Here is a 24,837-nt window from a genome sequence, read left to right on the forward strand (position 1 = left end):
TTCAACAAGCTCAAGCACTTCCGCAGGTTCGCGACACGCTACGATCGACGCGCCAACCTCTATCTCGCATTCATCCACCTCGCCGCAATCGATCTATGGCTGCGTTGAATGTGGATTCGTCCTAGACGCCTCGCGTGCCGCCTCGCACCGACGACGTCGGCCCGCTCGTGGACGATCGCTCCATTCGCTTGAGCGGCGGGGGCGCGCCATGGGTCGGGAATTGAGCGTCGGCATGAGCGGCGAGGACGTGCGGCTTTTGCAAAATCTCCTCAACCACCACCTTTCGCCGCCGCTTCCGATGCTTGCGGCGGACGGCTGGTTCGGGCCGCAGACGCTCGCCCGCGTGAAGGAGTTTCAGAAGCGCAACCGCGATTATCCGTCGCTGATGCCGTTTCCCGCCGAGACGGCTCCCGAATTCCGACGCCCGCTGAAGGACGACGGAATCGTCGGACGGCTCACCGCGAACGTGCTTTTCGACGCGCGCACGGTCTGCACGCGATCGCCGGTGCTGTTCAGCCCGAACGGCGACGAGGCGCGGGCGCGTCGGCCGTTCCTGCTCGCGAGCGCCATCGGCGACGCGGATCCCGCGCCCGCCGGCGATCCGCCCGGGCCGCCGCCGGCCCGCACCTTCCGCCTCGTGCAGTTGCAGATCGGCCAGCAGGCCACGGCGAATCCGTGGTCGGCCTCGCCCTTCGTGTTCACGGGGCAATATGTGCTGCTCGCCAAGAACGACGGAAGGCCGGATTTTCTGCTCACGGCGGGCGGCCAGGTCGCCATCAACGACGGCGGCGCCAACGGCCGCTGGACGGCTCAGGGCTTCGTGCAGATGGGCCTTGGCGGTTTCGACCAGGTCAAGCTGTTCGGCGACAAGCTCGATTGGTTCAACCCCTTCGTCGCGCTGATGCTGTCGCAGAATTTCAAGAACAATTTTGGCCCGCAGGGCGCGCCGACGGTCGGCCTCGCCGTCGGCAATCAGATCACCTGGACCCTGAGCAGCAAGCCGCTGCCCGGAACCGCCGACGACAAGCAGGACACGCTGAGCCTTTTCCTCAATTTGCAGGCGGTGACCAACACCGATCTGTCGAACGGCCAGTCCAGCGCGCCGGGCGGCCAGTTCCTCCTCGGCGCCATCAAGACATTTTTCTGACGCGCCGCCGCGCGCCAATGGCTCACGCGCCGAAAATCGTGCGGCGGAAGCGCCGCAGCGCGACGAGGAAATAGATTGCGCCGATTCCGGCCATGGCGACGAGCGAGGGCCAGACGACGGAAAAGCCCGCCCCGCGATAGAGCACGGCCTGCGCGAAGGCGACGAAGTGCGGGGTCGGGCTGACCGTCTGCATCAGGTGGCGCAGCGGCGCGGGCATGCTTTCGAGCGGCGTCGAGCTGCCCGACAGAAGCTGCATGATGAGCAGGATGGGAATGGCGAGCAGGCCGAACTGCCCCATCGAGGCGGCGATCGAGCCCATCAGGATTCCGAGCGCCGCCACCGTGAAGACATAGAAGCATGAGCCGCCCAGAAAAAGCGCGAGCGAGCCTTCGATCGGCACGTGCAGGAGCCCTCTCACCACCAGCGAAAGAGACAGGGCGGCGGCGCAAAGAATGACGAGGCCGTTGGCGAGGATCTTGGAGAGCATGATCTCCGACGGCGTCACCGGCATCACCAGAAGATGCTCGACCGTGCCCTGCTCGCGCTCGCGGATCAGCGCCGCGCCGGTCAGGATCACCGTCAGCATGGTGATGTTGTTGACGACCTGCATGACCGATGTGAACCAGGCCGATTTCAGGTTGGGGTTGAACCGCACCCGCGTCACGAGATTGACCGGGGCGGCCGTCGCGTCCTCGCGTCCGGTGAGGAAGCGGGCGACCTCGCTCGCGATCACGTTCTGGATGTACAGCGCGCCGGAGCCGGCCTGGGTGATCGCCGTGGCGTCGACGTTGACCTGCGCCGAGGCCTGCCGCCCGGCGAGGACGTCGGATTCGAACTTCGGCGGGATCTCGATCACGAAGACGAGCCGCCCGGCGTTCATCGCCGCGTCGATCTCTCCCGGCGCAAGCTCGACGGCCGGCTGGAACAGCGGCGGCGTCAGGGAGGCGGCGATCGAGCGCGACAGGTTCGAGCGGTCCTCGTCGACGACGCCGACCGAAAGGTTGACCGCCTCCGTCGAGGCGCCGTTGGCGACCGTGTAGATCGCGACGCTGAACGAATAGACGACGAGGATCAGCATCACCGGGTCGGCGCGGATGCTGCGCAGCTCCTTGATCGTCAGCTGGAGCAGGTTGGCGAGATAGGCCTTCAGCCCGCGGTCGCTCTCAAGGCGCGGCGCTTGCGTCTGTTCCCCCGCGCGGGCTTCGTCCATGCTCACGCCTCCTGCTTCTTCAGCAGATGCTGCGCGACGAAAAGATAGACGAGGGCGAACAGGGCGATGACGGCGATCGAGGGCCAGAGCTCGTAAAGCCCGAGCGACTTCGTGAAGACGCCGACGCTGACCGGCTGGTACCAGGCGGCCGGGAAGGTGAGGCCGATGAAGCGCGCGCCGCCCGAAAGCGAGGCGACGGGCGTCATCAGGCCGGAGAAATTCACCGCCGGGATGACGCAGAGGATGGCGGTGGCGAACACCGCCGCGACCTGCGTCTTCGTGAAGGTCGAGACGAGCTGGCCGAATCCCGTCGTCGCGAAGACGTAAAGGACGGTGGCCGGAAGCAGCGTCAGGAAGGAGCCCTTTACGGAGACGTCGAACACGAGGCGCGCCAGCGCGACGAGCAGGAAGAAGCTCGTCAGGGCGACGGCGACGTAAGGCAGCTGCTTGCCGAACAGAAACTCGAAGCGGGACACCGGCGTCGCGCGGAAATTGGCGATCGAGCCGGTCTCCTTCTCGCGCACGACGGCGACGGCCGACATGATCGCCGGAATCATCGTCAGCATCAGCACGATGATGCTCGGAACCATGGCGTTGACGCTCTTGAACGCCTGATTGTAGCGAAAGCGCGTCTCGACGTTGACCGTCGTCGCCGCGGCGGCGTTGGGACCGACGGCCTCGATCGTCCGCCTTTGCGCGTATTCGAGCGCGAGCGCGCTCACATAGCTGCGCGCGGTCTCGCCGCGGAACGGCATCGCGCCGTCGATGACGACGATGACCTCGGGCGTGCGCTGGTTCTGGAGATCGCGGCCGAAGCCCGGCGGAATCTCGACGACCAGCGTGACCTCGCCGCGGCGCAGCCGATCGTCCATCTCGCCGACGCTCGCGATCGGCTTCTCCTCGGTGAAATAGCGCGAGCCGGAGAAGGACTCGAGCAGCTGGCGGCTTTCCGGCGAGCGGTCCTGGTCGAACACGGCGTAACGCAGGTTGTCGACGTCGAAGGAGATGCCGTAGCCGAACGCGATCATGAGCAGCAGCGGCCCGGCCAGCGCGAAGGCGAGGCGGATCGGATCGCGCAGGAGCTCGATCGTCTCGCGCCGCGCATAGGCCCAAAGGCGGCGCGGGTCGAAGCGCCGCGCCTTCGCCGGCGCGCCTTCGTGCGTCGGCGCGGGCGCGGGCCGCGCCCCGTCCGTCGTTTTGGCCTCCGCGTCTTCGAGGTAGCCGATGAAGGCGTCCTCGAGGTCATGCGCCCCGCGCCCGGCGACGATCTCCTGCGGGGTTCCGACGACCAGCACCCGGCCGGCGTGCATCAGCGAGATGCGGTCGCAGCGCTCGGCCTCGTTCATGAAATGGGTCGAGACGAAGATGGTCACGCCCTCGTCGCGCGACAGGCGGATGAGCTCGCGCCAGAAATTGTCGCGCGCGATCGGATCGACGCCGGAGGTCGGCTCGTCGAGGATCAGCATCGCCGGGCCGTGCAGCACGGCGACCGCGAGCTGAAGGCGCTGCTTGACGCCGAGCGGCAGCGATTCGGGCCGCGCGTCGACCTCGCGGCGCAAGTCGAACCGCTCGAGAAGCTTCTCGATCCGCGGCGCGACCTCGTCCGGCGCGAGATGATAAAGATGAGCGTGCAGCTCGAGGTTCTGCCGCACGGTCAGCTCGGCGTAGAGCGAGAAGGACTGCGACATGTAGCCGACGTTGCGGCGCAGCTCCATGTCGTCCGAGCCGATCGGCTGGCCGAACAGCGAGGCGGTTCCCTCGCTCGCAGGCAGGAGGCCGGTCAGCATCTTCATGGTCGTCGACTTGCCGCAGCCGTTCGAGCCGAGGAAGCCGAAGATCTCGCCGCGGGCGATGCGGAAGCTCACATGGTCCACGGCGACGAAATCGCCGAAGCGCCTGGTCAGCCCCTCGGCGACGATGGCCGGCGCTTCGCCCGGCCGCTCGACGCGCGGGCGCAGCTCGACGGCTTGGTGAAGGGCGCGTTTCTCCTCCGGCAGCAGCGCGACGAAGGCGTTCTCAAGCGTCGTCTCATGCGCGCGCGCCATGATCTCGGCCGGCGCGCCCGTCGCGATCACCTTGCCGTCGTCCATGGCGGCGAGCCAGTCGAAGCGCGCCGCCTCGTCCATGTAGGCGGTGGCGACGATCACGCTCATCTGCGGCCTGCGCGCGCGGATCGAGCCGATGAGGTCCCAGAACTGGCGGCGCGAGAGCGGATCGACGCCGGTCGTCGGCTCGTCGAGGATCAAAAGCTCGGGGTCGTGCATGAGCGAGCAGCAAAGCGACAGCTTCTGCTTCATGCCGCCCGACAGCTTGCCGGCTGGCCTGTCCTCGAACGGGTCGAGGCCGGTCGCGCGCAGAAGCTCGTCCATGCGCGCGCGCCGCTCGTCCGCCTTCTGGCCGAACAGCCGGCCGAAGAAGTCGATGTTCTCGAAGACGGTCAGCGTCGGGTAGAGATTGCGTCCGAGCCCTTGCGGCATGTAGGCGACGCGGGCGCAGTTTTGAAAACGCGCCCGCCGGTCGCGCATGTCGTCGCCGAAGACGCGCACGTCGCCGGCCTGGATTTCGCGCACGCCGGCGAGGATGGCGAGCAGGGTCGACTTGCCGACGCCGTCCGGCCCGATCACGCCGACCATGCGGCGCGCGGGAACTTCGAGCGAGACGTCGTCGAGGGCGACGACGCGGCCGTAGCGGTGCGCGAGCCCGCGGACGCCGGCGACCGCCTCGACGCTCATTGCGGCAGCTTGACCTTGAGGTCGTCCGGCCATTCGATCTTCGACGAGGTGCGCACGAAGCCGAGGCCGCGCACGCCAGTCTTGACCTGGCGATTGTATTTCTCGAGCACTTTGGGGTCGACCTGCAGCTTGACGCGGAACATCAGCTTCTCGCGCTCCTCCGCCGTCTCGACGCTTTTCGGGGTGAACTGCGCCTCGGTGGCGACGAAGCTGATCGTCGCCGGAATGACATATTCGGGGACGGGATCGGCGATGATCCGCGCCTCGTCGCCGAGCGCCAGCTTGCCTGCGTCGGCGGCGGGCAGATAGATCGTCATATAGACGTCCTGCAGGTCGAGGATGGTCAGCACGCGCTGGCCGGCGGCGACGACTTCGCCGGCGCGGGCGAGCCGATACTGCACGCGGCCCGTGCGCGGGGAGACCAGCACGAGGTCGGTCAGCACGGCCTCGAGCCGCTCGACCTCCGCCTGCGCCGACTTGATGGCGAACTGCGCCTGGTCGCGCTGCGCTTCGGCGGCGGTGAGCGCCGCCTGCGCCGCCTCGAACTTGTTGCGGCGCTGGTCGACGACCTGCTGCGTGATGTTGCCGCGGGCGACGAGAGAGACGCCGCGATCGAGGTCGGTCTTGGCGAAGTCGAGGTCGCTCTTGCGCTGGGCGATCAGCGCCGTCGCCTCGGCGAGCGCCTGTTTGGCGCGCAGCACCTCTGCCTGCGCCTGGCGCAGTTGCGCCTCATATTCCGGCGAGGCGATCTTGCCGACCACCTGGCCCGCCGTGACCGGATCGCCTTCGTCGACGGACAGAGACTCGATCCGGCCGGCGTATTTGGCGCCGACGTCGACCTGCGTCGCCTCGACGCGGCCGTTGGACTTGACGATTCCCTCGGGCAGCCGCTGGCCGCGCAGCCGCTCGATCAGCGACATGATGAAGGCGCGGGGCCCGGCGGCCGCCTTCGTCTCCCCTTGCGCGCGCGCGGGACAGGCGCAAAGCAGCGCGGCGCAAACGAGGACGGCGGTCTTGCGTGCGGACATTGGGTCTTCCCGGCGCGCGACGGCGCCTGCTTGAGGCCCGGAGCGCGCCCGGCCGGCCGTCGCGAAGGTCCGCACGGCGGCGGCGCTTGTCAAGGGCGGCTCACGAGCGCCGCCTCCGGGCGGCGAGGCCGCGTTCGTGCTAAGGAGCGACTGGGGCGTCCACGGCGAGAGCGTCCGACGGAGCGGAGCAGGACATGGCTATCCTCATTCTCGGGCTGATTCTCTTTCTTGGCGTGCACGCCCTGGCGGCGACGCGGGGAAAGCGCGACGAACTCGTCGCGCGATACGGCGAACGGACGTACAGGCTCGCCTTCTCGGCCTTTTCGCTCGTCGGCTTCGTCCTGATCGTCTGGGGATTCCACCTTTATCGCGAGAGCGGACTGATCCACGTCTGGTCTCCTCCCAGGTGGACGCGCCATCTCGTTTTCCCGCTGATGTGGCTCGCCTTCGTAGCGCTCGCCTCAACGATGCCCCAACCTAGCCGCATCCGCGGCTGGGCGCGCCACCCGATGCTCGTCGCGATCAAGATCTGGGCGCTCGCCCACCTCCTTGCGAACGGCGACCTCGGCGGCATGCTCCTGTTCGGCTCCTTCCTCGCCTTCGCCGTCTACGACCGGATCGCGCTCAAGCGCCGCGGCGCCGCGGGCGCGCCGCGCGAGGCGAACTTCACCCGCGCCGACGCCGTTATCGTGGCGAGCGGAACCGCGGCCTATGTCGCGATGATTTTCCTTCATCCTTACGTGATCGGCGTTCCGGTGATCGTCTAGGATGGCGCGAAAGTCGCTAGGCCGCCCGCAGGCGTGACGAGAGGGCTGCATGGCGCAAGGCGTAAAATCCCGCATCCGCGGGAGACCGCCGTTTCCGATCGGCGCGTCTTGGGACGGCGAGGGCGTCAATTTTGCGCTCTTCTCGGCCAACGCCACGAAGGTCGAGGTTTGCCTCTTCGACCAGAACGGAGAGACCGGACTCGAGCGGATCGCGCCGCCCGAACACACCGACCAGATCTATCACGGCTACATTCCCGACGTCGGGCCGGGCCTGATCTACGGCTATCGCGCGCACGGCCCCTACGAGCCCGACGCCGGGCGCAGGTTCAACCCGACGAAGCTGCTGCTCGACCCCTACGCGCGCCCACGTCGGCGAGCTCAAGTGGAGCCCGGCGCTCTGTTCGGCTACACGCCGCGCCGCCAGGCGAGCGCCATGCGGTGGACACTCTCGCCGGCGGTCGTGACGGCGACGCGGCGGCCGAGCCGGTCGAGAAGGACGAGGCCGAACTCCTCCTCGAGCCGCTGCGCCGCCTTGCGCGCCGTCGGCTGGCGTTGAGCGTCTTGGCGGCGGCTGAAAATCCGCCCGAGCGGACGACCGCGACGAAGGCGCGCGGCGTTCTCAGCGTTCGATCAGCCCTGAGAAATCATGGCCGCCCTGCGCCGTCGACGGCAGGCGCTTCACCGAGACGATCGCGTCGAGAGGCAGCGGGCCGTAGAGATGCGGGAAGGGCTCCCCGTTGCGCGAGCCCTCGAACCGCAACGCCTCGCCAAGCTTCTTCGCGTCGACGGCGATCAGCAGGAGGTCGCGCTGGCCGGAAAAATGCCGCCGCGCCGTCTCCTCGACCTGCGTCGCGCTCGAGAAATGGATGAACCCGTCCTTGCGGTCGATTTCCGCGCCTTCGAAACGGCCGCGGTCCTGCGCCTTGCGCCACAGCGCGGCGGGGACGATCTTGTAAATCAGCTCCATGGCCGGCCTCCGGCGCCCCTCAGTTCCGCCTTGCGTCGCGGCTCGCCAGAAAGGCGTCATGGCGCGCGATCAGGCTCCCGCCCAGCGCATCGGCGATGAGGCCGCGCACGCCGGGAACGCCGTAGAGGGCGGCGAAGGAGCCGAAGCGCGGGCCGCGGCTCTCGCCGAGCAGCACGGCGTAGAGCATGTTGAAGAATTCGTTCGAGACGCCCGGACGCTCTAGCGTCGCGCCCTTCGCGCCCATGTCCTGATAGCGCGGAATTTTTCGCGCGACGTCGTACAGCGCGGACTGGATCGCCTCCGCGCTCGCCCCGTCGGGCAGGCCCGCGAACATCTCGTCGAGCGCTCCGAGCGCGCCGCGTTCGACCTCGTCGGGCGCGCGGTAGCTCTTGGCCGGACGCACGAGATCGCGAAAATAGCGCACGGCGCAGGCGACGAGGCCGTCGAGGCGCGGATGGGTCGCGGGCTCGGCGTCCGGCGCGTAGCGGCGCAGGAAGCCCCACAGGACCTGCGGATCCTCGCTGTTCGCCACCGTCGCGAGATTGAGCAGCATGGCGAAGGTCACCGCCGTCCCGCGCGCGCCGGAGCCGATCGTCTCGGGCTGCGGCGGCGCGCCGGAATGAATGTGCCAGGCCGGGTTGCCGAGGCGCTCCTTCACCGCCTGGCGCGGATACGCGTCGAGAAAGCCGAGATGCTCGTCCACGGCGCGCGGAATGACGTCGAAATAGAGCCGCTTGGCCGCCGTCGGCTTCTGGTACATGAACAGCGACAGGCTCTCGGGGCTGGCGTAGGTGAGCCATTCGTCGATGGTGAGCCCGTTGCCCTTCGATTTCGAGATCTTCTGGCCCTTGTCGTCGAGGAACAGCTCATAGTTGAAGCCCTCCGGCGGCGGCGCGCCGAGCGCGCGGCAGATGCGCCCCGACAACTTGACCGATTCGATGAGGTCCTTGCCGGCCATCTCGTAATCGACGCCGAGCGCGAACCAGCGCATCGCCCAGTCGGCCTTCCACTGGCACTTCACGCGCCCGCCGGTGACGAGGGTCTCGATCTTTTCGCCGGTGTCGGGATCGACATAGACGATCGTTCCGCGCGAGACGTCGCGCGCGAGCGTCGGCACTTGCAGCACCTTGCCGCTGCGGTCGCTGATCGGCAGGAACGGCGAATAGGTCGCGCGCCGCTCCGGCCCGAGCGTCGGCAGGATGATCTCCATCACCTCGTCGTAGACGGCGAGCATGCGCAGCAGCGTCTCGTCGAAGCGGCCGGAGCGGTAATAGTCGGTCGAGCTGGCGAATTCGTAGTCGAAGCCGAAGCGGTCGAGAAAGGCGCGCAGCCGCATATTGTTGGCGGCGCCGAAGGAGGCGCCCGAGCCGAAGGGGTCGGGAACGCGGGTCAACGGCTCGCCGAGATGAGCTTCGAGCGGCGCCCTGTCGGGCACGTTGTCGGGGACCTTGCGCAGTGCGTCCATGTCGTCGGAGAAGGCGAGGAGGCGCGTCCCGATCTTTCCCTCGGTCAGGATCTCGAAGGCGTGGCGCACCATGCTCGTGCGCGCGACTTCGCCGAAGGTGCCGATGTGCGGCAGACCGGACGGGCCGTAGCCGGTCTCGAACAGCACTTGCGTCTTGCCCTGCGCCTCGGCGCGGGCGACGAGCCTGCGCGCCTCCTCGAACGGCCAGGCGGCGGATTTGAGCGCCGCCTGCCGCAGGGCGTCGGGGCCTTCCGGCGACGAAGGGTCGATGACGGCGCCGCTCGACATGGGCGATCCTCGGCTGGTCGTGACGTGGGGGAAGGCGTGGCCCGTTTCGCGCGCAGCTCATGGGGTGACAGATCGGCGGGCGCGCCGCAAGCGCGGGACGCCGCCTCTCCGCCACGAAAAAAGCGGCAGGCGAGGCCTGCCGCTTCGATCGAAGCCGACGAGGCGCGGCCGCCTCAGTGCGGAATGTTGGCCCAGAGCCGTTTCTTGATGGCGAGAAGGAGGCCGGCGAAGATAAGCAGGTAGACGATGACGGCGAAGCCCATGCTCTTGCGCGCCTCGAGCTTGGGCTCGGCGGCCCACATCAGGAAGGCCGCGACGTCGGTGGCGTATTGCTCCTTCGTCTTGGGTGAGCCGTCCGCATAGTCGACGACGCCGTCCGAGAGCGGAGGCGGCATGGCGATGCGATGGCCGGGGAAGACCGCGTTGTAATTCGGGTCGTCTTCCTTGGTGTAGCCGAGCAGAAGAGCGTGGATATAGTCCGGGCCGCCCTCCTGGTACTGGGTGAAGGCGTCGATGACGAAGCCCGGGAATCCCGAGTGGACGTCGCGCGCCTTGGCGATGACCGAGAGGTCCGGGGGGCTCGCGCCGAGGGCCGCGCGCGCGGCCTGCGGATTGGGGAACGGCGAGGGGAAATGGTCGGACGGCCGGCCGGGCCGGTCGAACATCTCGCCAGCTTCGTTCGGCCCGTCCTTGACCGTATACGTCGCGGCGAGCGCCTTGACCTGCTCCTCCGAGAAGCCGGGACCGCCGGCCTGGGAAAGAGACCGGATCGGCACGAGGCGCATCGAGTGGCAGGTCGAGCAAACCTCCTTGTAGACCTCGAAGCCGCGCTGCAGCTGCGCCTGGTCGAAGCGCCCGAACGGACCGCGGAAAGTCCATGGCTGACGCTGGATATGCGTCGCGCCGTGCTCCTCGACGGCGGCGCCGCCCGGAACGTTCTCGGCGCGCGAGGCGGCGGGCGCTACGGCCGTCAGCGCGAGAGCGAGGAGGCCGGCTGCGGCGGCTCCGGCGCTTTTGCTGCGAAGCGTCATGACTGAATTCCTTTCGGGCGCGTCGGACGGCGCGGGGTGGGCGGGCGGACGCATCGGCGCGGACGGCTCAGTGAGCCGCCGCGGCCGGGGACTTCGCCCCCGCGAGCACGGCGTCGGCGATCGAGGCGGGCAGCGGCTTGGTCGGCTCGAACCGGCTGAGCAGCGGCAGGATGACGAGGAAGTGGAAGAAATAATAGAAGGTCAGGATCTGGCCGGCGATGACGAAGCCGCCTTCCGGGGGCTGCGAGCCGATGTAGCCGAGCAGCACGGCGCAGACGACCCAGATCCAGAAGAACAGCCGGAACAGCGGCCGATAGACCGCCGACTTGACCTTGGAGCTGTCGAGCCAGGGCAGGACGGCGACGACGAGGATGGCGCCGAACATGGCGAGGAAGCCGCCGAGCTTGGACGGGACCGAGCGCAGGATTGCGTAGAAGGGCAGGTAGTACCATTCAGGCACGATATGCGCCGGCGTGACGAGCGGATTGGCCTCGATGTAATTGTCCGAATGGCCAAGGTAGTTCGGAATATAGAAGACGAACCACGCGTAGAAAATCAAGAACACGGTTAGCGCAAAGCCGTCCTTGACCGTGAAATACGGGTGGAAAGGCAGCGTGTCCTTGTTCGACTTCGGCTCGATGCCGGCCGGATTGTTGGAGCCCGGCACATGCAACGCCCAGATATGCAGGCCGACGACGCCGGCGATCATGAAGGGCAGGAGGTAGTGCAGGGAGAAGAAGCGGTTCAGCGTCGGATTGTCGACCGAGAAGCCGCCCCACAGCCAGGTGGTGATCGAGTCGCCGACGATCGGAATGGCCGAGAACAGGCTGGTGATGACCGTGGCGCCCCAGAAGCTCATCTGGCCCCAGGGCAGCACGTAGCCCATGAAGGCGGTCGCCATCGACAGAAGGTAGATGACGAAGCCGATCAGCCACAAAACCTCGCGCGGCGCCTTATAGGAGCCGTAGTACATTCCGCGCAGGATATGGATGTACATGGCGATGAAGAACATCGACGCGCCGTTGGCGTGCCAGTAGCGCATCAGCCAGCCGTAGTTCACGTCGCGCATGATGTGCTCGACGGAGTCGAAGGCGAGCGTCACATGCGCCGTGTAGTGCATCACCAGGACGACGCCGGTGACGATCTGCGAGACGAGCAGAAAGGCGAGGATGCCGCCGAACGTCCACCAGTAGTTCAGGTTTCGCGGGTTCGGGAACACCACGAAGGAGGAGTGGGCGAGGCCGAGGATGGGCAGCCGGCTCTCCAGCCACTTCGCAAGGGCGTTCTTCGGGACGTAGGTCGATTCTCCGCTCATGCTCTCGTCTCTGTCGGACTGCGCCGCGCGGCGGCGTCGCGTGGGAATGATGGGGGACGGCGGGACGACCGTCAGCCGATGACGATCTTGGTGGCGCTGGCGAACTTGTAGGGGGGCACCACGAGATTGGCGGGGGCCGGCCCCTGCCGGATGCGGCCGGAGGTGTCGTAGACGGAGCCGTGGCAGGGGCAGAAGAAGCCGTTATAGGGGCCCTGGTTGCCGAGCGGCACGCAGCCGAGGTGCGTGCAGATGCCGATGACGACGAGCCATTCGGGCTTCTGCACGCGCGACTGGTCGGTCGCCGGGTCCTTGAGCTGGTTGAGCGGCACGTCTTCGGCGGCCTTGATCGCCGCAGGCGTGCGGTGCGAGACGAAGATCGGCTTGCCGCGCCATTTGACGGTGAGGATCTGGCCGACGGCGACGCCGCTGAGGTCGACCTCGAGCGTGCCGGCGGCGAGCGTCGAGGCGTCGGGATTCATCTGCGCGACGAGCGGCCAGACCACCGCGGCGGCGCCGACGGCGCCGACGGCGGCGGTGGCGATGTACAGAAAATCGCGGCGCGTCGGCTCTTCGGCCGTGGTTGCAGCTTGCATGTCATCCTCGAGCTGGCGCGGCGCCCCGCAGCCGGAACGCCCGAAATTCGTGTACGTGCTAATCAAGGCAGTAGAGAGAATCAACGTCGCCGGTCAAGGTGCGACGCTAGGCCTCCGGCTTTTTTTATTCTAATCCAAGGAGCCGCCCGCCTCGGACAGGTCCTCGCCGGCGACGGGGCCGCCGCGCCTTCGTGAATGATGGAGGTCATGTCGCGCGCCCGCCGATTCCCGTCGCCAGCGTGCCGCGGCGCACCGCGAACAAGGTTAACGCGGCTTATACCGTTCGACGTTCCAGCCGGACGGAGGCGAAGATGGCGCAGGGGCAGGGCGAACGCGGATCGACGATCCGGGAGAAGTTCGAGGCGGGCTGCGGCATGGCGCGGTCCGGCCTTGCGGTCGGCGCCGGCGCGCTGGCGCTCGCCCTGCTCGCGAGCCAGTTCGGCGCGCTGAAAAGCGCCTCGGCCGAGCTTCTGTCGCGAGCCGGCGCGGTCACCAAGGTGAGCGTGGCCGGCGTCGAGGTGACGCTGGAGGAGAAGGCGATCGCGGCCGCCCTGTCGCAGATCGCGCCCGCCGCGGCGAGCGACGCGCGGCCTGTCGCCGACGCGATCGCGGGCCTCGATCCGGCCCGCTACGTGAGGCTCATGGAGATCGGCGCGCTCGGCGCTCCCTGCGAATACGAGCGCCCGACGGCGCAGATGCGGGCCGACATCGCCGTCGACTACGCGCTCGCCGAAAGCGGCCTCGTCACGATCGCCTCCGACGAGGCTGCGCGCGAGACGGCCCTCGTGGACATGCGCGCAGCGCCCGCCGGAAGCTGGCGAATCGGCGCTCCGCGCGACTGCTACCGCGTCGAGCTGACGGCGCTTGGCCGCGACGCGCGCACGGCGCTGACGCAGCGTTTCAAGGCCGTGTTCCGCGACAATGAGGGCGAAGCCGCCTCGCCCGGCGCGCCGGCCGAAGTCGTCAAGGCCGCCGAGGCCGGCGGGCGCCGCGAGGCGGCGCTCGTCCGATAGAAGCCTCGACCGTCGGCGGGCTCGCGCGACGAACTTGCGCCGGCGCCCTGAGCCATAATAAGCCCTGAGCCATAATTTAAGAGGCGCGGCGCCCAAGGGCGTTCGGGTCAGGCGACAGGGCCGCGGACATGGTCGAAGCGACGACGGGCGAGGGAAGGAAGACGCAGGCGCGCGCCTGGTTCGAAAAGCTTCAGCGCGAGATCGTGGCGATCTTCGAAGGGCTCGAGCGCGAGGCGCCGGGGCCTTTCGCGCGCCCCGACATGGCGCCCGGCCGGTTCGAACTCAAGCCATGGAGCCGCGAGGCCGGCGGCGGAGGGCTGATGGCGACGCTCAAGGGCCGCGTCTTCGAGAAGATGGCGGTCCACACCTCGACCGTCCACGGCGTCTTCGCTCCCGAATTCGCCGGGCAGATTCCCGGCGCCGACGCCGATCCGCGCTATTGGGCCTCGGGCGTCTCGCTGATCGCCCATCCCTGGAACCCCAACGTTCCTTGCGTCCACATGAACACGCGCTTCGTCGAGACCACGAAGGCGTGGTTCGGCGGCGGCGCGGACCTCACGCCCGTGCTCGACAGGCGCCGCACGCAGGACGATCCCGACGCGAAGGACTTCCACGCCGCCTTCGAGCAGGCGTGCGGGCGGGCCGCGCCGCTCGCGGACTACGCTCGCTACAAGGCCTGGTGCGACGAGTATTTTTTCCTGAAGCATCGCAACGAGCCGCGCGGCGTCGGCGGAATCTTCTACGACTATCTCGAATGCCCGCCGGACGACGCCGACGGCTTCGAGCGCGCTTTCGCCTTCACGCGCGACGTCGGCCGCGCCTTCGCCGAAATCTATCCCGTCCTCGTCCGGCGCAATTTCGGTCTGACCTTCACCGGGGACGACCAGCGCGAGCAGCGCGTGCGGCGCGGCCGCTACGTCGAGTTCAATCTCCTCTACGACCGGGGCACGGTGTTCGGCCTCAAGACCGGCGGCAATGTCGAGGCGATCCTGTCCTCGCTGCCGCCGACCGTCGAATGGCCGTGAGGGAAGCCGGCGCGCGTCCTTTTTCGTCCTGGGGAAGATTCTCCGGGTAGGCTGCGCGACTTTCGTCTGCTAGACCGTTACAGTTGGAAGCGGCGGATGATTCCGCCATCTTGACTCCCTTCCGTTCTGGCGTCCGCCTGCGAGGCGCGGCGCGGAGGCCATGTGGACGACATGAAAATAGACGTGTCCTCTTTCGCGCCGGGAGACGTCGTTCAGCTGAAGTCGCTCGGTCCGGCGATGACCGTCGTCGCGCTGCGCGAGGACGGCGTCGAGGCGGTCTGGTACGACGAGGTCGACGGCGACGTGAAGTCGCGGGTCGTTCCCGCGGTCGCGCTCGTCAAGATCGACCTCTCGATCCTCGAAGACGATGAGGACGAGGACGACGACGACGAAGAAGAAGAAGACGAATGGCGCGAGGAGCAGCCCGGTGGCCGCTCGCGCAAGAAGCGCGGTCGCGGCTGAAGCGGCTCAGGCGAGCGCGCAGGCGGCGGCGTAGCCCTGCGGCGCAGCCAGCGCCTCGAGCCGCATCGTCGAGAGGCGCGGCGAGAAGGCGCCGGGCTCCGCGATGACGCGCAGTTCGTCCGGCGCGAAGCGCACCTCGAAATCTTTCAGCCGCTCCGCGATTCCGACCCCCAGCGCCTTGAGCGCCGCCTCCTTGGCGGTCCAGACCCGATAGAAGGCTTCGAGCCGCGCCGCCCCCTCGCGCGCCGCGATCGCGCGATATTCTCCGTCGTGGAAGAAGCCGCGCGCGAGGTCGAGCGCCTCGACGTCGGGACGCGCCTCCTCGATGTCGACGCCGATGTCGCCATGCTTCGACAGGCCGATCAGCGCCCAGCCGCCCGAGTGGGACACGTTGAAGGACGGCGCTTGAAAGGACGGCGCCTGCGCGCCGACGAGCCGCGGCCTGCCGTGCTCCGTCTCGCCGAAGACGAGGCTTTCCGGCGCGCGGCCCGTCGCCGCGCCCAGCAGCCGGCGCAGCGCGGCGCGCGAGATCATCGAGCGGGCGCGGTCCTCGAGCCGGAAGAAGCGCCCGGCGCGGGCGCGCTCCGCCTCGCTCAGCACGCGCGCGGCGGCGGCGAGCGCGGCGGGATCGGGCGCGGCGTCGATCAGCCAGAGCTTGACGCGCGCGTCGCGAACCGCAATCTCGCGCCATCCGGCGGGCGGGAAATCTGCTTCGCCGGTCATGCGCGCGCCCGCATGGGAGAGGAATCATGAGCCTGATCGAGCGCGCCGGCGCGGCGGCCCTGCCGCTTCTGCGGCGCCTGGACGCGGAGACCGCGCATCGCCTGACGATTGGCGCGCTTGCGCTCGTTCCGGCCTCGGCGCTTCCCGCCCCCGCGGCGGACGATCCGCGCCTTGCGGTGGAGGCTTTCGGCCTGCGCTTTCCCAATCCGGTCGGCCTCGCCGCAGGCTTCGACAAGAACGCCGAGGCCGTCGACGCCCTGCTGTCGCTCGGCTTCGGCTTCGTCGAGGCGGGCACGGCGACGCCGCTGCCGCAACCCGGCAATCCGCGTCCGCGACTGTTCAGGCTTCCGAAGGACGAGGCGGTCATCAATCGTTTCGGCTTCAACGGCGAGGGCGCGGCCCGCGTGCGGGCGCGCCTCGCCGCGCGCTCCAGGACGGCGCGGGGCGTCGTCGGCGTCAACATCGGGGCCAACAAGGACGCCGCCGACCGCGCCGCCGACTACGCGCGCGGCGTCGAGGAGCTCGCGGCGTTCGCCGACTATCTGACGGTCAACGTCTCCTCGCCGAACACGCCGGGCCTGCGCGACCTGCAGCAGGCCGACGCGCTCGACGACCTGCTCGCGCGCGTCCTCGAGGCGCGCGCGCACGTCGCCGGCCGCAAGCCCGTGCTGCTCAAGATCGCGCCGGACCTTTCCTTGAGCGAGCTCGACGCGATCGTCGCCTGCGCGCGGCGCAGGGAGGTGGATGGGCTCATCGTCTCCAACACGACCCTTTCGCGTCCGGCCGCCCTGCGCGAGCGCGAACTCGCCAGGGAGGCCGGCGGCTTGTCCGGCCGGCCGCTGTTCGATCTTTCGACGCGCATGCTGGCGCAGGCCTTCCTGCGCGCCGAAGGCGCCTTTCCGCTCGTCGGCGCGGGCGGGATCGACGGGCCGGAGCGCGCCTTCGCCAAGATCGAGGCGGGCGCGAGCCTTGTTCAGCTCTATTCCGCCCTCGTGTTCAAGGGGCCGGGACTGCCGCGAAGGATCGTGCGCGGCCTGTCGCGCATCCTCGACGAACGCGGGCTCGCGCGCATCGAAGGCGCGGTCGGCTCGCGGGCGCAGGATTTCGCGGAGGGGAAAGCGCATGGCCTCTGAGCGCTCGCCGCCCGTCACGGCGCGTCGCGGTTCGAGCGCATGTCGAGCAGGCGCAGCACCAGCCAGATCGGCACCACCACCGCCGCGCCGACGAGGGCGTAGTTCAGCGCCTCCCAGATCGCCGAGAAGCCGAGGCGGGAGACGCTGTCGACGAAGTCGGAGAAGCCGCGCAAAAGGTCGGCGGGCCGCACGCCGAGCCACATGAACAGCGCGCCGACGACCATCGAGACGAGGAACAGGCGCAAGGCGACGGAGCCCGGCGAGCCGCCAAGGAACCGCGTCAGCGGATCGGGACGGCGGGCCGGCGACGCGGCCGTGGGCTGCGACGAGGCCGCGGCGGACCAGCCGGGCGGCGACGGCGACGCTGGGTCTGTGAATCGCTCTGACATGGCCTGATCCTCTTGAGCCTCGTCCTCGTCCGGCGCGGAACATGCGTCAATCGCGAGAGCGCCCGTTTCGTGGCGCATCCGACGTTCGGGTTAGGGCTTATTCCCGCATTTTGCGACGTCGGAATTTGCCTTAAACCACATTTGGCGCGGCTCGCGGCCGCGTTCAACCAGCCGCGTTCGACAGGATCGTCTCGGCCGAGGCTCGCGCATCAGGCGGAGCCAGACAGGAAAGAGATATGGATCGTCTTCTCGTGCTCGTGCGTCATGGCCAAAGCGAATGGAATCTCAAGAATCTCTTCACGGGCTGGAAGAATCCGGACCTGACGGAGCAGGGCGTCCTGGAGGCGAAGCGCGCCGGCTGGGCGCTGAAGTCGGCCGGCCTCTCCTTCGACCGCGGATTCACCTCCAGGCTGCTGCGCGCGCAGCGCACCATGGCTCTGGCGCTCGGCGCGCTCGGGGCGGCCGACGTTCCGATCATCAGCGACGAGGCGCTCAACGAACGCGACTACGGCGACCTCTCCGGCCTCAACAAGGCGGAGGCGGGCAAGAAATGGGGCGACGAGCAGATTCGTGTCTGGCGCAGGTCCTATGACGTGCCGCCGCCGGGCGGCGAAAGTCTCAAGGACACCGTCGCGCGCGTGCTTCCCTATTACTGTCAGGAGATCCTTCCGACCGTCCTCGGCGGCGAGCGCGTCATCGTCACGGCGCATGGCAATTCCCTGCGCGCCCTCATCATGGTGCTCGACAGGATGACCCCCAAGACGATCCCGGCGATGGAGCTGAACACCGGCGTTCCGCTCGTCTACCGGCTCAAGGCCGATTCGACGGTCGAGAGCAAGCAGGTGCTCGAATCCTGAACAGGCGGCGGCTCGTGGCCGCCGATCCCCTGTCCGCCGGCCTCCTCGGGGGGCTGGAGCCAACTGTCGAGCTAGCCCCGGGGCTGCTGCTGGCGCGCAGCTTCTTCGACGCGCCGGCGCAGCGCCGCCTCGCCGCGGACGTCGCGCAGGCGGCGCAGGCCGCGCCGTTCTTTCGGCCGCGCATGCCGCGCAGCGGCAAGCCCTTCTCCGTGCTGATGACCAATTGCGGCGAGCTCGGCTGGATTTCCGACGAATCGGGCTACCGCTACGAGCCGCGCCATCCGGCGACCGGCGCGTCCTTTCCGCCGATCCCGGCGCTCGCTCTTTCCGCGTGGCGCGCCCTGGCTGGCGCGGCGCCCGCGCCGCAGGCGTGCCTCGTCAATTATTACGACGCGGGAGCCCGCATGGGCCTGCACCGGGACGCCGACGAAGGCGATTTTTTGGCGCCTGTCGTGTCGATCTCGCTCGGCGACGACGCGCTGTTTCGCTATGGCGGCGCGAACCGGAGCGACCGCACGAAAAGCGTGCGGCTCCGTTCGGGCGACGTCGTGGTCCTCGGCGGCCCCTCGCGGCTCGCCTTCCACGGGATCGACCGCATCTATCCGGCGACGTCCGGCCTGCTCCCGCAGGGCGGGCGCCTCAACCTCACCTTGCGCCGCGTTTCGCCGCCGCCGTAAAACGCATCCCATCGGAGAACGTCGCAGGCGCCGCAGGGAAGAAACTTGATGAAAGTGTCGCTGATCCAGATGAACTCCACGGCGGACAAACCGGCGAACATCGCCGCCGCCGCGCGCCTGATCGAACGCGCCGCAGGCGAGGAGGGGCCGGACTGGATCGCCCTGCCGGAGTGCTTCGACTTCATGGGCGGCTCGCGCGCCGACAAGTTCGCCGCCGCCGAGCCGTTGCCCGGCGGTCCCGCCTATGACGCCATGCAGGAGCTCGCGGCGCGGCTGAAGGTCTTCATCCACGCCGGCTCGATCCTCGAACGGCCAGCAGGCGCGGAGCGTCTCCATAACACGACGGTGGCGTTCGACCGCTCCGGCGTCGAGGTCGCCCGCTACCGCAAGATCCATATGTTCGACGTCACGACGCCGGACGGCGCGCGCTATCACGAGAGCGCCTCCTTCGCGCCGGGCGATCGCGTCGTCGCCTATCGCTGCGGCGACGTCACGGTCGGCTGCGCGATCTGCTACGACCTGCGCTTTCCCGCGCTGTTCCAGGAGCTCGCGGCGCGGGGCGCGCAGATGATCGCGCTGCCCGCCGCCTTCACGCAGCAGACCGGCAAGGATCACTGGGAGGTCCTGTGCCGCGCCCGGGCGATCGAGACGCAGACCTTCTTCTGCGCCCCGGCGCAGACCGGCGCGCATATGGTCGGCGGCGAGCGGCGGCTGACCTATGGCCACTCGCTCGTCGTCGATCCGTGGGGCCACGTGGTGGCGAAGGCCTCGGACGGCGTCGGCATCGTCTCGAGCCGGCTCGACCTGACGCTCGTCGGCAGGGTGCGCGCGCAGATTCCGGTGGCGAGCCACAAGGTCGCCTTCGCGCTCGAATGAGCGCTCTCGCCGCAGGGCGCGCGCGCCGCGTCTTGCTCGCCGCCGCGCTGCTGCGCGCCCTCTGCGGCCCGGCGGACGCCGACATGGTGTGGCGGCGCGGCGCGCTGGGCGATCCCGGCTCGCTCGATCCGCACAAGGCGACGACGCTGATCGAGAACGACGTGCTCGCCGAGCTGTTCGAGGGCCTGTTCGCCCGGAACGCGCGCGGCGGGCTGATCCCGGCGCTGGCGCAGGAGTGGAGCGTCGATCCCACGGGCCTCGTCTATCGCTTCCGCCTGCGCGCGGACGCGCGCTGGTCGAACGGAGACAGGGTGGAGGCCGGCGATTTCGTCTACGCCTTCCGCCGGCTGATGGACCCGAAGACCGGCGCGCCCTACGCGAGCATCCTCTACACGCTGAAGAACGCGGAGGCCGTCAACGCCGGAAAGGCGCCGCCCGAAGCGCTCGGCGCGCGCGCGCTCGGGCCGCTGGAGCTCGAGCTGACGCTCGAGCGGCCGACGCCCTATTTCCTTGAGCAGCTCGCCCATTTCACCGCAAGGCCCGTGCATCGCGCTTCCGTCGAGGCGTCCGGCGGCGATTTCGCCCATCCGGACAAAATCGTCACGAACGGCCCGTTCCGGCTCAAGGCGTTCGTTCCGCTCGACAAGGTCGTCGTCGAGAAGAATCCGCTTTACCGCGACGCGGCTTCGGTGCGGCTCGACCGGCAGGTGTTCATCCCGATCGAGGACCGTTCGGCGGCGCTGCGCCGCTTCATGGCCGGCGAGATCGATTCCTACGGCGAGGTTCCGGTCGAGGAGATCGACTTCGTGCGCGCCGTCCTGCCCGACGCGCTGCGCCTTTCCGACAGCCTCGGCGGCTATTATCTCGCGCTCGACACGCGCCATGCGCCCTTCGACGACGCGCGGGTGCGCAACGCCCTGTCGATGGCGCTCGACCGCGAGTTCCTGGCCGGCAAAATCTGGGGCGGGACGATGGCCCCGCTCTATGCCTTCGTGCCGCCGGGAATCGACGCCTATGGCGCGCCGCAGGCGCCGGCGTGGGCCGGCTTGAGCCTCGTCCGGCGGCGGGAGGAGGCGCGCCGGCTGCTCGCCGAGGCGGGCAGGGAAGGGCTGAAGCTCGACATTCGCTTCAACAACGCCGGCGGACATCGCGCCACCGCCGTCGCGCTCGCGGACATGTGGCGCGCGATCGGCGTCGAGGCGAGCGTCACCGGGACCGACGCCGCCACCCATTACGCGCTGCTGCGCGAGAAGCCGCCGTTCGACGCGGCCCGCATGAGCTGGTTCGCGGACTATCCCGACGCGCAGAACTTCCTGTTCCTCGCCGAAAGCGGCAATCAGGGGCTGAACGCGGCGAGCTTCAAGGATCCGGACTTCGATGCGCTGATGAAAGCGGCGGGCGAGGAACGCGACCCCGGCGAGCGGCGGGCGAAGCTGCGGGAGGCGGAGGCGCTTCTGCTGCGCGCGCAGCCGTTCATACCGCTCATGGCCTACAGGGCGAGCCGGCTCGTCTCGCCGCGGATCAGGGGCTTCGAGCCGAACGCCCTCGACGTCCATCCGGGCCGCTTCGTGACGGTCGCGCCCGAATGAGCGTCACCTGTTCTGGCCGGGAACCCACAGGATGTCGCCTTCGCCCTTGCGGTTGACGTAGCGCGCGGCGACGAACAGGAAGTCGGACAGGCGGTTGACGTATTTCAGCGCCGGCGCGCCGACCGTTTCGCCCTCGACGCGGGCGAGGGAGACGAGCAGCCGCTCGGCGCGGCGCGCGATGGTGCGGGCCATGTGCAGGGCGGCGGCGGCCGACGAGCCGCCAGGCAGGATGAAGGATTGCAGCGGCGGCAATTCCGCGTTGAGCTCGTCGATCTTGCGCTCCAGCAGATCGACCTGCGGCTGCACGATTCGCAGCGGCTCATATTGCGGGATGCGCTCCTCCCCCGGCTCTTTTTCCGGCACGCACAGGTCGGCGCCGAGGTCGAAAAGGTCGTTCTGAACGCACAGCAGCATGGCGTCGACGCGGGCGAGGCCCGGATCGCGGGAGGTCGAAACCCGCGCGAGGCCGATCACGCTGTTCGCCTCGTCGATCGTGCCGTAGGCCGCGATCCGCAGATCGTCCTTGGAGCGGCGTTCGCCGGTGCCGAGCGAGGTCTGGCCGGCGTCTCCGGTGCGGGTGTAGATCCGGTTGAGGATGACCATGCTGCGTCGTTCCGCCTGCGTTCGGGATCTGTTGGACGCCGCGGCCCCCGCTTCATCCGCGCAGCCAGAGGACCGCAATAATGACGAGAATCGCCACAAACTGCAAACCGACGCGCCAGCGCATCAGCTTCTGCGAGAGGTTGGGGCTGCCGCCGCGGATCATGTTGGCGAATCCGGCGAACAGGACGACGACGACGGCGCCGATCGAGAGGGCGACGAGCGCGTTGGCGGCGGCCGGCATGGAGCATCTCCGGAAATTCGAGCCCCGGCGGGGCTAGTATCGACGCAGGAGGCGTTCGAGGTAGTCGAGTTCTTCGCGCGGGCGGGACGGCTCGCCGAGCCTGCGGCGCAACTCCTCCAGCACGCGTCGGGCGCGCTCGGTCGGCGGGGCGCCGAGAGGATCATATTTCGCGTTTGGATTGAAGGCCCGCTCGCGCCCTGAGCGCCGCCCGAGCGGGTCCGTGCCATCCTGGCCGTACTGGCCCTGACCGGCGCCCTGAGCGTCGCCCTCGCCTTCGCCGCCCGAGCCCTGGCCGCCTTCTCCCTGCTCGCGCAGCGCCTGGGCGAGCTTCTGCGCGCCTTCCCGCAACCCGTCCAGCGCCCGACCCTGCGCCTCCTCGGCCGGCTCCTGTCCACGCGGCCCGCGCCCGAGCGACTCCTGCGCCTCACGCATCGCCTCGCGCGCGTCGCCAAGGCCCGATTTCGCCTCCGCGCCGGCTTCGCCCGCGCCCTCGAGACGCTTCTGCAGCGCCTCGACGCGCCGGCGCAGCTCTTCCTGCCGCCGCTGCAAATCGGCCTGCGAGGACGGCTCCGCGTCGGAGCGTTCGCCGTCGTCTGCGCCCGCTCTGTCCTCGTCCGCCCGCCTCTGGGTGCTGAATTCGCCGAGGCCGCCCCGTTCACGGCGCCGCGTCGACTCGCCGCTGCGGCGGGTGTCGTCGCGCAAATCCTGCTGCTCGCGGCTCAGCCGGTCGAGCTCGCCCAGGGCGCGGCTCATCTCGCGCGCCTGCGGGCTCATGCGGCCGCGCTGCGCGGTCTTGAGATTTTCGAGGATGTTCTGCATCTCGTCGAGCATGCGCTGCGCCTGCTCCGCGTCGCCGTTCTGCGCCATGTCCTGCATCCGGTCGAGCATGGCCTGCAGCTCTTTCTCGCTGACCGCCCGGCCCGGCCCCTGACGGGCGTCGTCGCGCTCCTCCTCGCCCTGCTCCTTGCGTTGCCGTTCCGCGAATTCCTGCAAAAACTTGTCCATCGCGGCGCGCAGATCGTCGGCGAGCTTCTTGATCTCCTCCGGCGAGGCGCCGCGCTGGAGCGCCTCGCGCAGCGCCTGCTGCGCCGCCCTGAGGTCGCGCTCGGCCTCCGAGAGATCGCCATCCTCGATCTGGAGCGCCATGCCCCACAGATAATCGGCGACGTCGAGAAGCTCGGCGTCGCGGCTCGCCGCCGCGAGCCGCTCCATCGCCACCCTCAGGCCGAGATAGACGCCGGCGTTGGTCCCGAAGGCCTCGGGCTCGATCATCAGCGCGTCGAGCGCGGTCAGCACGCGCCCCTTGTCGTCCGGGTTCAGCACGAGATTGCGGCGCTGCTCGACGAGGGCGCGGGCGAGCGGCTTGACGAATGGCCGTTGCGGCAGGACGAGGACGAACGGCTCGGAGCGGCCCTCGTTTCCACCTTCGTCGCGCGCCATCAGCGTCATGCGCACGCGGGCGCCGGCCCAAGGATGCTCGGAGAGGTCGACGGTCGTCTCGGCCTCGCCATTCTCGGCGCCGACCGGCGGCAGCTGCAGCGGCGGATGCGGCGCCTCGACGAGCGAGCGGACGGACGGCTTGCCGTCAGGCGCCACGGGATCGGCGAACTGCGCCTCGGCCAGCGCCGCGCCGTAATCGTCGCTGACGCGATAGCGCAGGACCAGCGTGCCGCGGGCGTTGGGGCGCGGGACGGCGGCGAGGGCGATGGTCGGCGGACGGTCGGGAATGGCGGCGAAGTCGAAGGCGCCGACGCCTTCGATCGCAAGGCCCGCGTCGCCGCGCAGGATCAGCCGCGCCTCGCCGCCCGGCCCACGCGGAGGCTGCGCCTTGCCGGCGGCGGCCGGCTCGCGCGGCGCCTCCTCGAGCGCGCCGGCGGCGCGATAGGCGGGCGCCCCATTGGAGGCGCGGATGACGACGGCGGAGCCGACCGGCGCCGCGATCCGCGCCGGCCGCGCGTCGGCCGGGGTCAGCATGATTGGCGCATGGCCCGTGTAGGGCGGCGGATCGACCCAGGCGTCGACGCGCGCGGACGCGCCGGAAACGCCGGAAAGCCGCCAGTCGAAGGCCGCCAGCGTGCGGGCGTATCTCTGCGGTCCGGCGACGAAGGCCGCGGCGACGAGGCCGACCAGCACGGCGGCGCGCAACGCGCGGCGGTCGAGGTCGACGACCCGCGGCGAAGGCGCGCCGGCGCGCATCAGCCGGACGGAGCCGAGGGCGCGGCGCCGGTGCAGGCGCCACAGCGCCGCCGTCGCCGGATCCTCGCCGGAATTGCCGAGCCGATCGTCGAGGGCCGCGGCCGGACGCGCCTTGAGGCCGCTCGCGCGGTCGATGCGGGAGATCGCCTGCGCCCGCGTCGGCAGGCGGAGCTTGCGCGCCGGCCACAGGGCGAAGGCCAGCGCAAGGATGAAAACGGCGAGCCCGAGCGGGCGGACGAAGCGCGGCGCCTCGAGCCACAGGCCGAGGAAAGAGGCGATCAAGAACAGTCCGACGACGATCAGGACGGGGGCGGCGAGCCGCCACAGGCGCTCGAAGAGCAGGACCGCGCGGGCGCGCCGGACGAGACGCTCGAACCGCGCGCTCGCGTCGTCCTCGTGAGGCGGTCCCGCCTGCGCCGGCCGTCCGAAATCCTGCACGTTCGCCTCGTCGTCGCTCATCGCGCCGGCATTATGTCGGCGCTCGGCGCCTCGCGCGCAAGCGCGCCGCCG

General features: G+C 69.4%; 23 protein-coding genes and 2 pseudogenes. 12 read left to right on the plus strand and 13 right to left on the minus strand.

Translation table 11 applies throughout. The features are described from left to right. Both ACE3OG_RS04440 and ACE3OG_RS04445 read left to right on the plus strand, forming a co-directional pair. Positions 1–108: pseudogene (locus tag ACE3OG_RS04440) on the plus strand (IS5/IS1182 family transposase); the annotation flags it as partial. Between the two features lie 100 nt (positions 109–208). Continuing rightward, positions 209–1,147, plus strand: coding sequence for a peptidoglycan-binding protein (locus ACE3OG_RS04445; RefSeq protein WP_374306322.1), 939 nt, complete (start codon positions 209–211; stop codon positions 1,145–1,147). A 22-nt stretch (positions 1,148–1,169) separates the two neighbouring features. Here the strand turns inward: ACE3OG_RS04445 and ACE3OG_RS04450 are convergent, their stop codons facing one another. Genes ACE3OG_RS04450 through ACE3OG_RS04460 form a run of 3 tightly spaced genes read right to left on the minus strand, consistent with a single transcriptional unit; the run spans position 1,170 to position 6,117 of the window. Continuing rightward, the gene (locus ACE3OG_RS04450; protein WP_374306323.1) at positions 1,170–2,357 is read right to left on the minus strand and encodes an ABC transporter permease; all 1,188 of its coding nucleotides are present in this window, start codon (positions 2,355–2,357) and stop codon (positions 1,170–1,172) included. A gap of 2 nt (positions 2,358–2,359) precedes the next feature. Continuing rightward, on the minus strand, positions 2,360–5,089 hold the full coding sequence (gene rbbA, locus ACE3OG_RS04455) for a ribosome-associated ATPase/putative transporter RbbA (protein ID WP_374306324.1): 2,730 nt from the start codon (positions 5,087–5,089) through the stop codon (positions 2,360–2,362). Further along, the gene (locus ACE3OG_RS04460) at positions 5,086–6,117 is read right to left on the minus strand and encodes an HlyD family secretion protein (protein WP_374306325.1); all 1,032 of its coding nucleotides are present in this window, start codon (positions 6,115–6,117) and stop codon (positions 5,086–5,088) included. Before ACE3OG_RS04460 ends, rbbA begins: the two co-directional genes overlap by 4 nt. A gap of 194 nt (positions 6,118–6,311) precedes the next feature. On the opposite strand from ACE3OG_RS04460, the gene ACE3OG_RS04465 reads away from it, so the two are divergent. Then, the gene (locus ACE3OG_RS04465) at positions 6,312–6,884 is read left to right on the plus strand and encodes an NnrU family protein (RefSeq protein ID WP_374306326.1); all 573 of its coding nucleotides are present in this window, start codon (positions 6,312–6,314) and stop codon (positions 6,882–6,884) included. Positions 6,885–6,933: 49 nt separating this feature from the next. Continuing rightward, a pseudogene (locus ACE3OG_RS04470) lies at positions 6,934–7,282 on the plus strand (glycogen debranching enzyme GlgX); the annotation flags it as partial. Positions 7,283–7,503: 221 nt separating this feature from the next. Here the strand turns inward: ACE3OG_RS04470 and ACE3OG_RS04475 are convergent. From ACE3OG_RS04475 to petA, 5 genes are all read right to left on the minus strand, one after another. Then, complete coding sequence (locus ACE3OG_RS04475; protein WP_374306327.1) at positions 7,504–7,851, minus strand: DUF952 domain-containing protein; 348 nt, start codon at positions 7,849–7,851, stop codon at positions 7,504–7,506. A gap of 19 nt (positions 7,852–7,870) precedes the next feature. Beyond that, positions 7,871–9,604, minus strand: coding sequence for a lysine--tRNA ligase (locus ACE3OG_RS04480; RefSeq protein WP_374306328.1), 1,734 nt, complete (start codon positions 9,602–9,604; stop codon positions 7,871–7,873). Between the two features lie 173 nt (positions 9,605–9,777). Next, positions 9,778–10,635: a cytochrome c1 gene (locus ACE3OG_RS04485; protein WP_374306329.1), complete on the minus strand. Its 858-nt coding sequence runs from the start codon at positions 10,633–10,635 to the stop codon at positions 9,778–9,780. A 67-nt stretch (positions 10,636–10,702) separates the two neighbouring features. Further along, the gene (locus tag ACE3OG_RS04490; protein WP_374306330.1) at positions 10,703–11,950 is read right to left on the minus strand and encodes a cytochrome bc complex cytochrome b subunit; all 1,248 of its coding nucleotides are present in this window, start codon (positions 11,948–11,950) and stop codon (positions 10,703–10,705) included. Between the two features lie 71 nt (positions 11,951–12,021). After that, positions 12,022–12,543, minus strand: coding sequence for a ubiquinol-cytochrome c reductase iron-sulfur subunit (gene petA, locus ACE3OG_RS04495; RefSeq protein WP_374306332.1), 522 nt, complete (start codon positions 12,541–12,543; stop codon positions 12,022–12,024). Positions 12,544–12,854: 311 nt separating this feature from the next. On the opposite strand from petA, the gene ACE3OG_RS04500 reads away from it, so the two are divergent. From ACE3OG_RS04500 to ACE3OG_RS04510, 3 genes are all read left to right on the plus strand, one after another. Beyond that, positions 12,855–13,556: a hypothetical protein gene (locus ACE3OG_RS04500; protein ID WP_374306333.1), complete on the plus strand. Its 702-nt coding sequence runs from the start codon at positions 12,855–12,857 to the stop codon at positions 13,554–13,556. Positions 13,557–13,684: 128 nt separating this feature from the next. Then, positions 13,685–14,581, plus strand: a complete 897-nt coding sequence (gene hemF / locus ACE3OG_RS04505; RefSeq protein ID WP_374306334.1) for an oxygen-dependent coproporphyrinogen oxidase — start codon at positions 13,685–13,687, stop codon at positions 14,579–14,581. A 171-nt stretch (positions 14,582–14,752) separates the two neighbouring features. Then, entirely contained in the window at positions 14,753–15,043 is a 291-nt protein-coding gene (locus tag ACE3OG_RS04510; RefSeq protein ID WP_374306597.1) for a YodC family protein, read from the plus strand. Positions 15,044–15,049: 6 nt separating this feature from the next. Here the strand turns inward: ACE3OG_RS04510 and ACE3OG_RS04515 are convergent, their stop codons facing one another. Continuing rightward, the gene (locus tag ACE3OG_RS04515; RefSeq protein WP_374306335.1) at positions 15,050–15,766 is read right to left on the minus strand and encodes a 4'-phosphopantetheinyl transferase superfamily protein; all 717 of its coding nucleotides are present in this window, start codon (positions 15,764–15,766) and stop codon (positions 15,050–15,052) included. Between the two features lie 32 nt (positions 15,767–15,798). Here ACE3OG_RS04515 and ACE3OG_RS04520 point away from each other — a divergent pair, with 32 nt between their 5' ends. Beyond that, a complete protein-coding gene (locus tag ACE3OG_RS04520; RefSeq protein ID WP_374306599.1) occupies positions 15,799–16,899 on the plus strand; it encodes a quinone-dependent dihydroorotate dehydrogenase in 1,101 nt (366 codons plus the stop codon). 14 nt (positions 16,900–16,913) lie between these two features. On the opposite strand, the gene ACE3OG_RS04525 is transcribed toward ACE3OG_RS04520, so the two are convergent. Then, complete coding sequence (locus ACE3OG_RS04525; RefSeq protein ID WP_374306336.1) at positions 16,914–17,288, minus strand: DUF6460 domain-containing protein; 375 nt, start codon at positions 17,286–17,288, stop codon at positions 16,914–16,916. A gap of 236 nt (positions 17,289–17,524) precedes the next feature. On the opposite strand from ACE3OG_RS04525, the gene ACE3OG_RS04530 reads away from it, so the two are divergent. The 4 genes from ACE3OG_RS04530 to ACE3OG_RS04545 are packed head-to-tail and all read left to right on the plus strand — an operon-like array spanning position 17,525 to position 21,287. Continuing rightward, positions 17,525–18,145 (plus strand): 2,3-bisphosphoglycerate-dependent phosphoglycerate mutase, encoded by a 621-nt coding sequence (locus ACE3OG_RS04530; RefSeq protein ID WP_374306337.1) that lies wholly within the window; start codon positions 17,525–17,527, stop codon positions 18,143–18,145. A gap of 14 nt (positions 18,146–18,159) precedes the next feature. Then, a complete protein-coding gene (locus ACE3OG_RS04535; RefSeq protein ID WP_374306338.1) occupies positions 18,160–18,822 on the plus strand; it encodes an alpha-ketoglutarate-dependent dioxygenase AlkB in 663 nt (220 codons plus the stop codon). A 48-nt stretch (positions 18,823–18,870) separates the two neighbouring features. After that, the gene (locus ACE3OG_RS04540) at positions 18,871–19,698 is read left to right on the plus strand and encodes a carbon-nitrogen hydrolase family protein (protein WP_374306339.1); all 828 of its coding nucleotides are present in this window, start codon (positions 18,871–18,873) and stop codon (positions 19,696–19,698) included. Beyond that, on the plus strand, positions 19,695–21,287 hold the full coding sequence (locus ACE3OG_RS04545) for a peptide ABC transporter substrate-binding protein (protein ID WP_374306340.1): 1,593 nt from the start codon (positions 19,695–19,697) through the stop codon (positions 21,285–21,287). The genes ACE3OG_RS04540 and ACE3OG_RS04545 overlap by 4 nt, the downstream gene beginning before the upstream one ends. 3 nt (positions 21,288–21,290) lie before the next feature. Here the strand turns inward: ACE3OG_RS04545 and ACE3OG_RS04550 are convergent, their stop codons facing one another. From ACE3OG_RS04550 to ACE3OG_RS04560, 3 genes are read right to left on the minus strand one after another with little or no spacing between them, the layout of a single operon-like run. Continuing rightward, entirely contained in the window at positions 21,291–21,890 is a 600-nt protein-coding gene (locus ACE3OG_RS04550) for a cob(I)yrinic acid a,c-diamide adenosyltransferase (RefSeq protein WP_374306341.1), read from the minus strand. A 52-nt stretch (positions 21,891–21,942) separates the two neighbouring features. After that, a complete protein-coding gene (locus ACE3OG_RS04555) occupies positions 21,943–22,131 on the minus strand; it encodes a twin transmembrane helix small protein (RefSeq protein ID WP_374306342.1) in 189 nt (62 codons plus the stop codon). A 33-nt stretch (positions 22,132–22,164) separates the two neighbouring features. Beyond that, positions 22,165–24,786: a TIGR02302 family protein gene (locus ACE3OG_RS04560; RefSeq protein WP_374306343.1), complete on the minus strand. Its 2,622-nt coding sequence runs from the start codon at positions 24,784–24,786 to the stop codon at positions 22,165–22,167. Positions 24,787–24,837: the final 51 nt, after the last annotated feature.

The sequence above is a fragment of the Methylocella sp. genome (genome assembly GCF_041905455.1).
GTDB lineage: Bacteria > Pseudomonadota > Alphaproteobacteria > Rhizobiales > Beijerinckiaceae > Methylocapsa.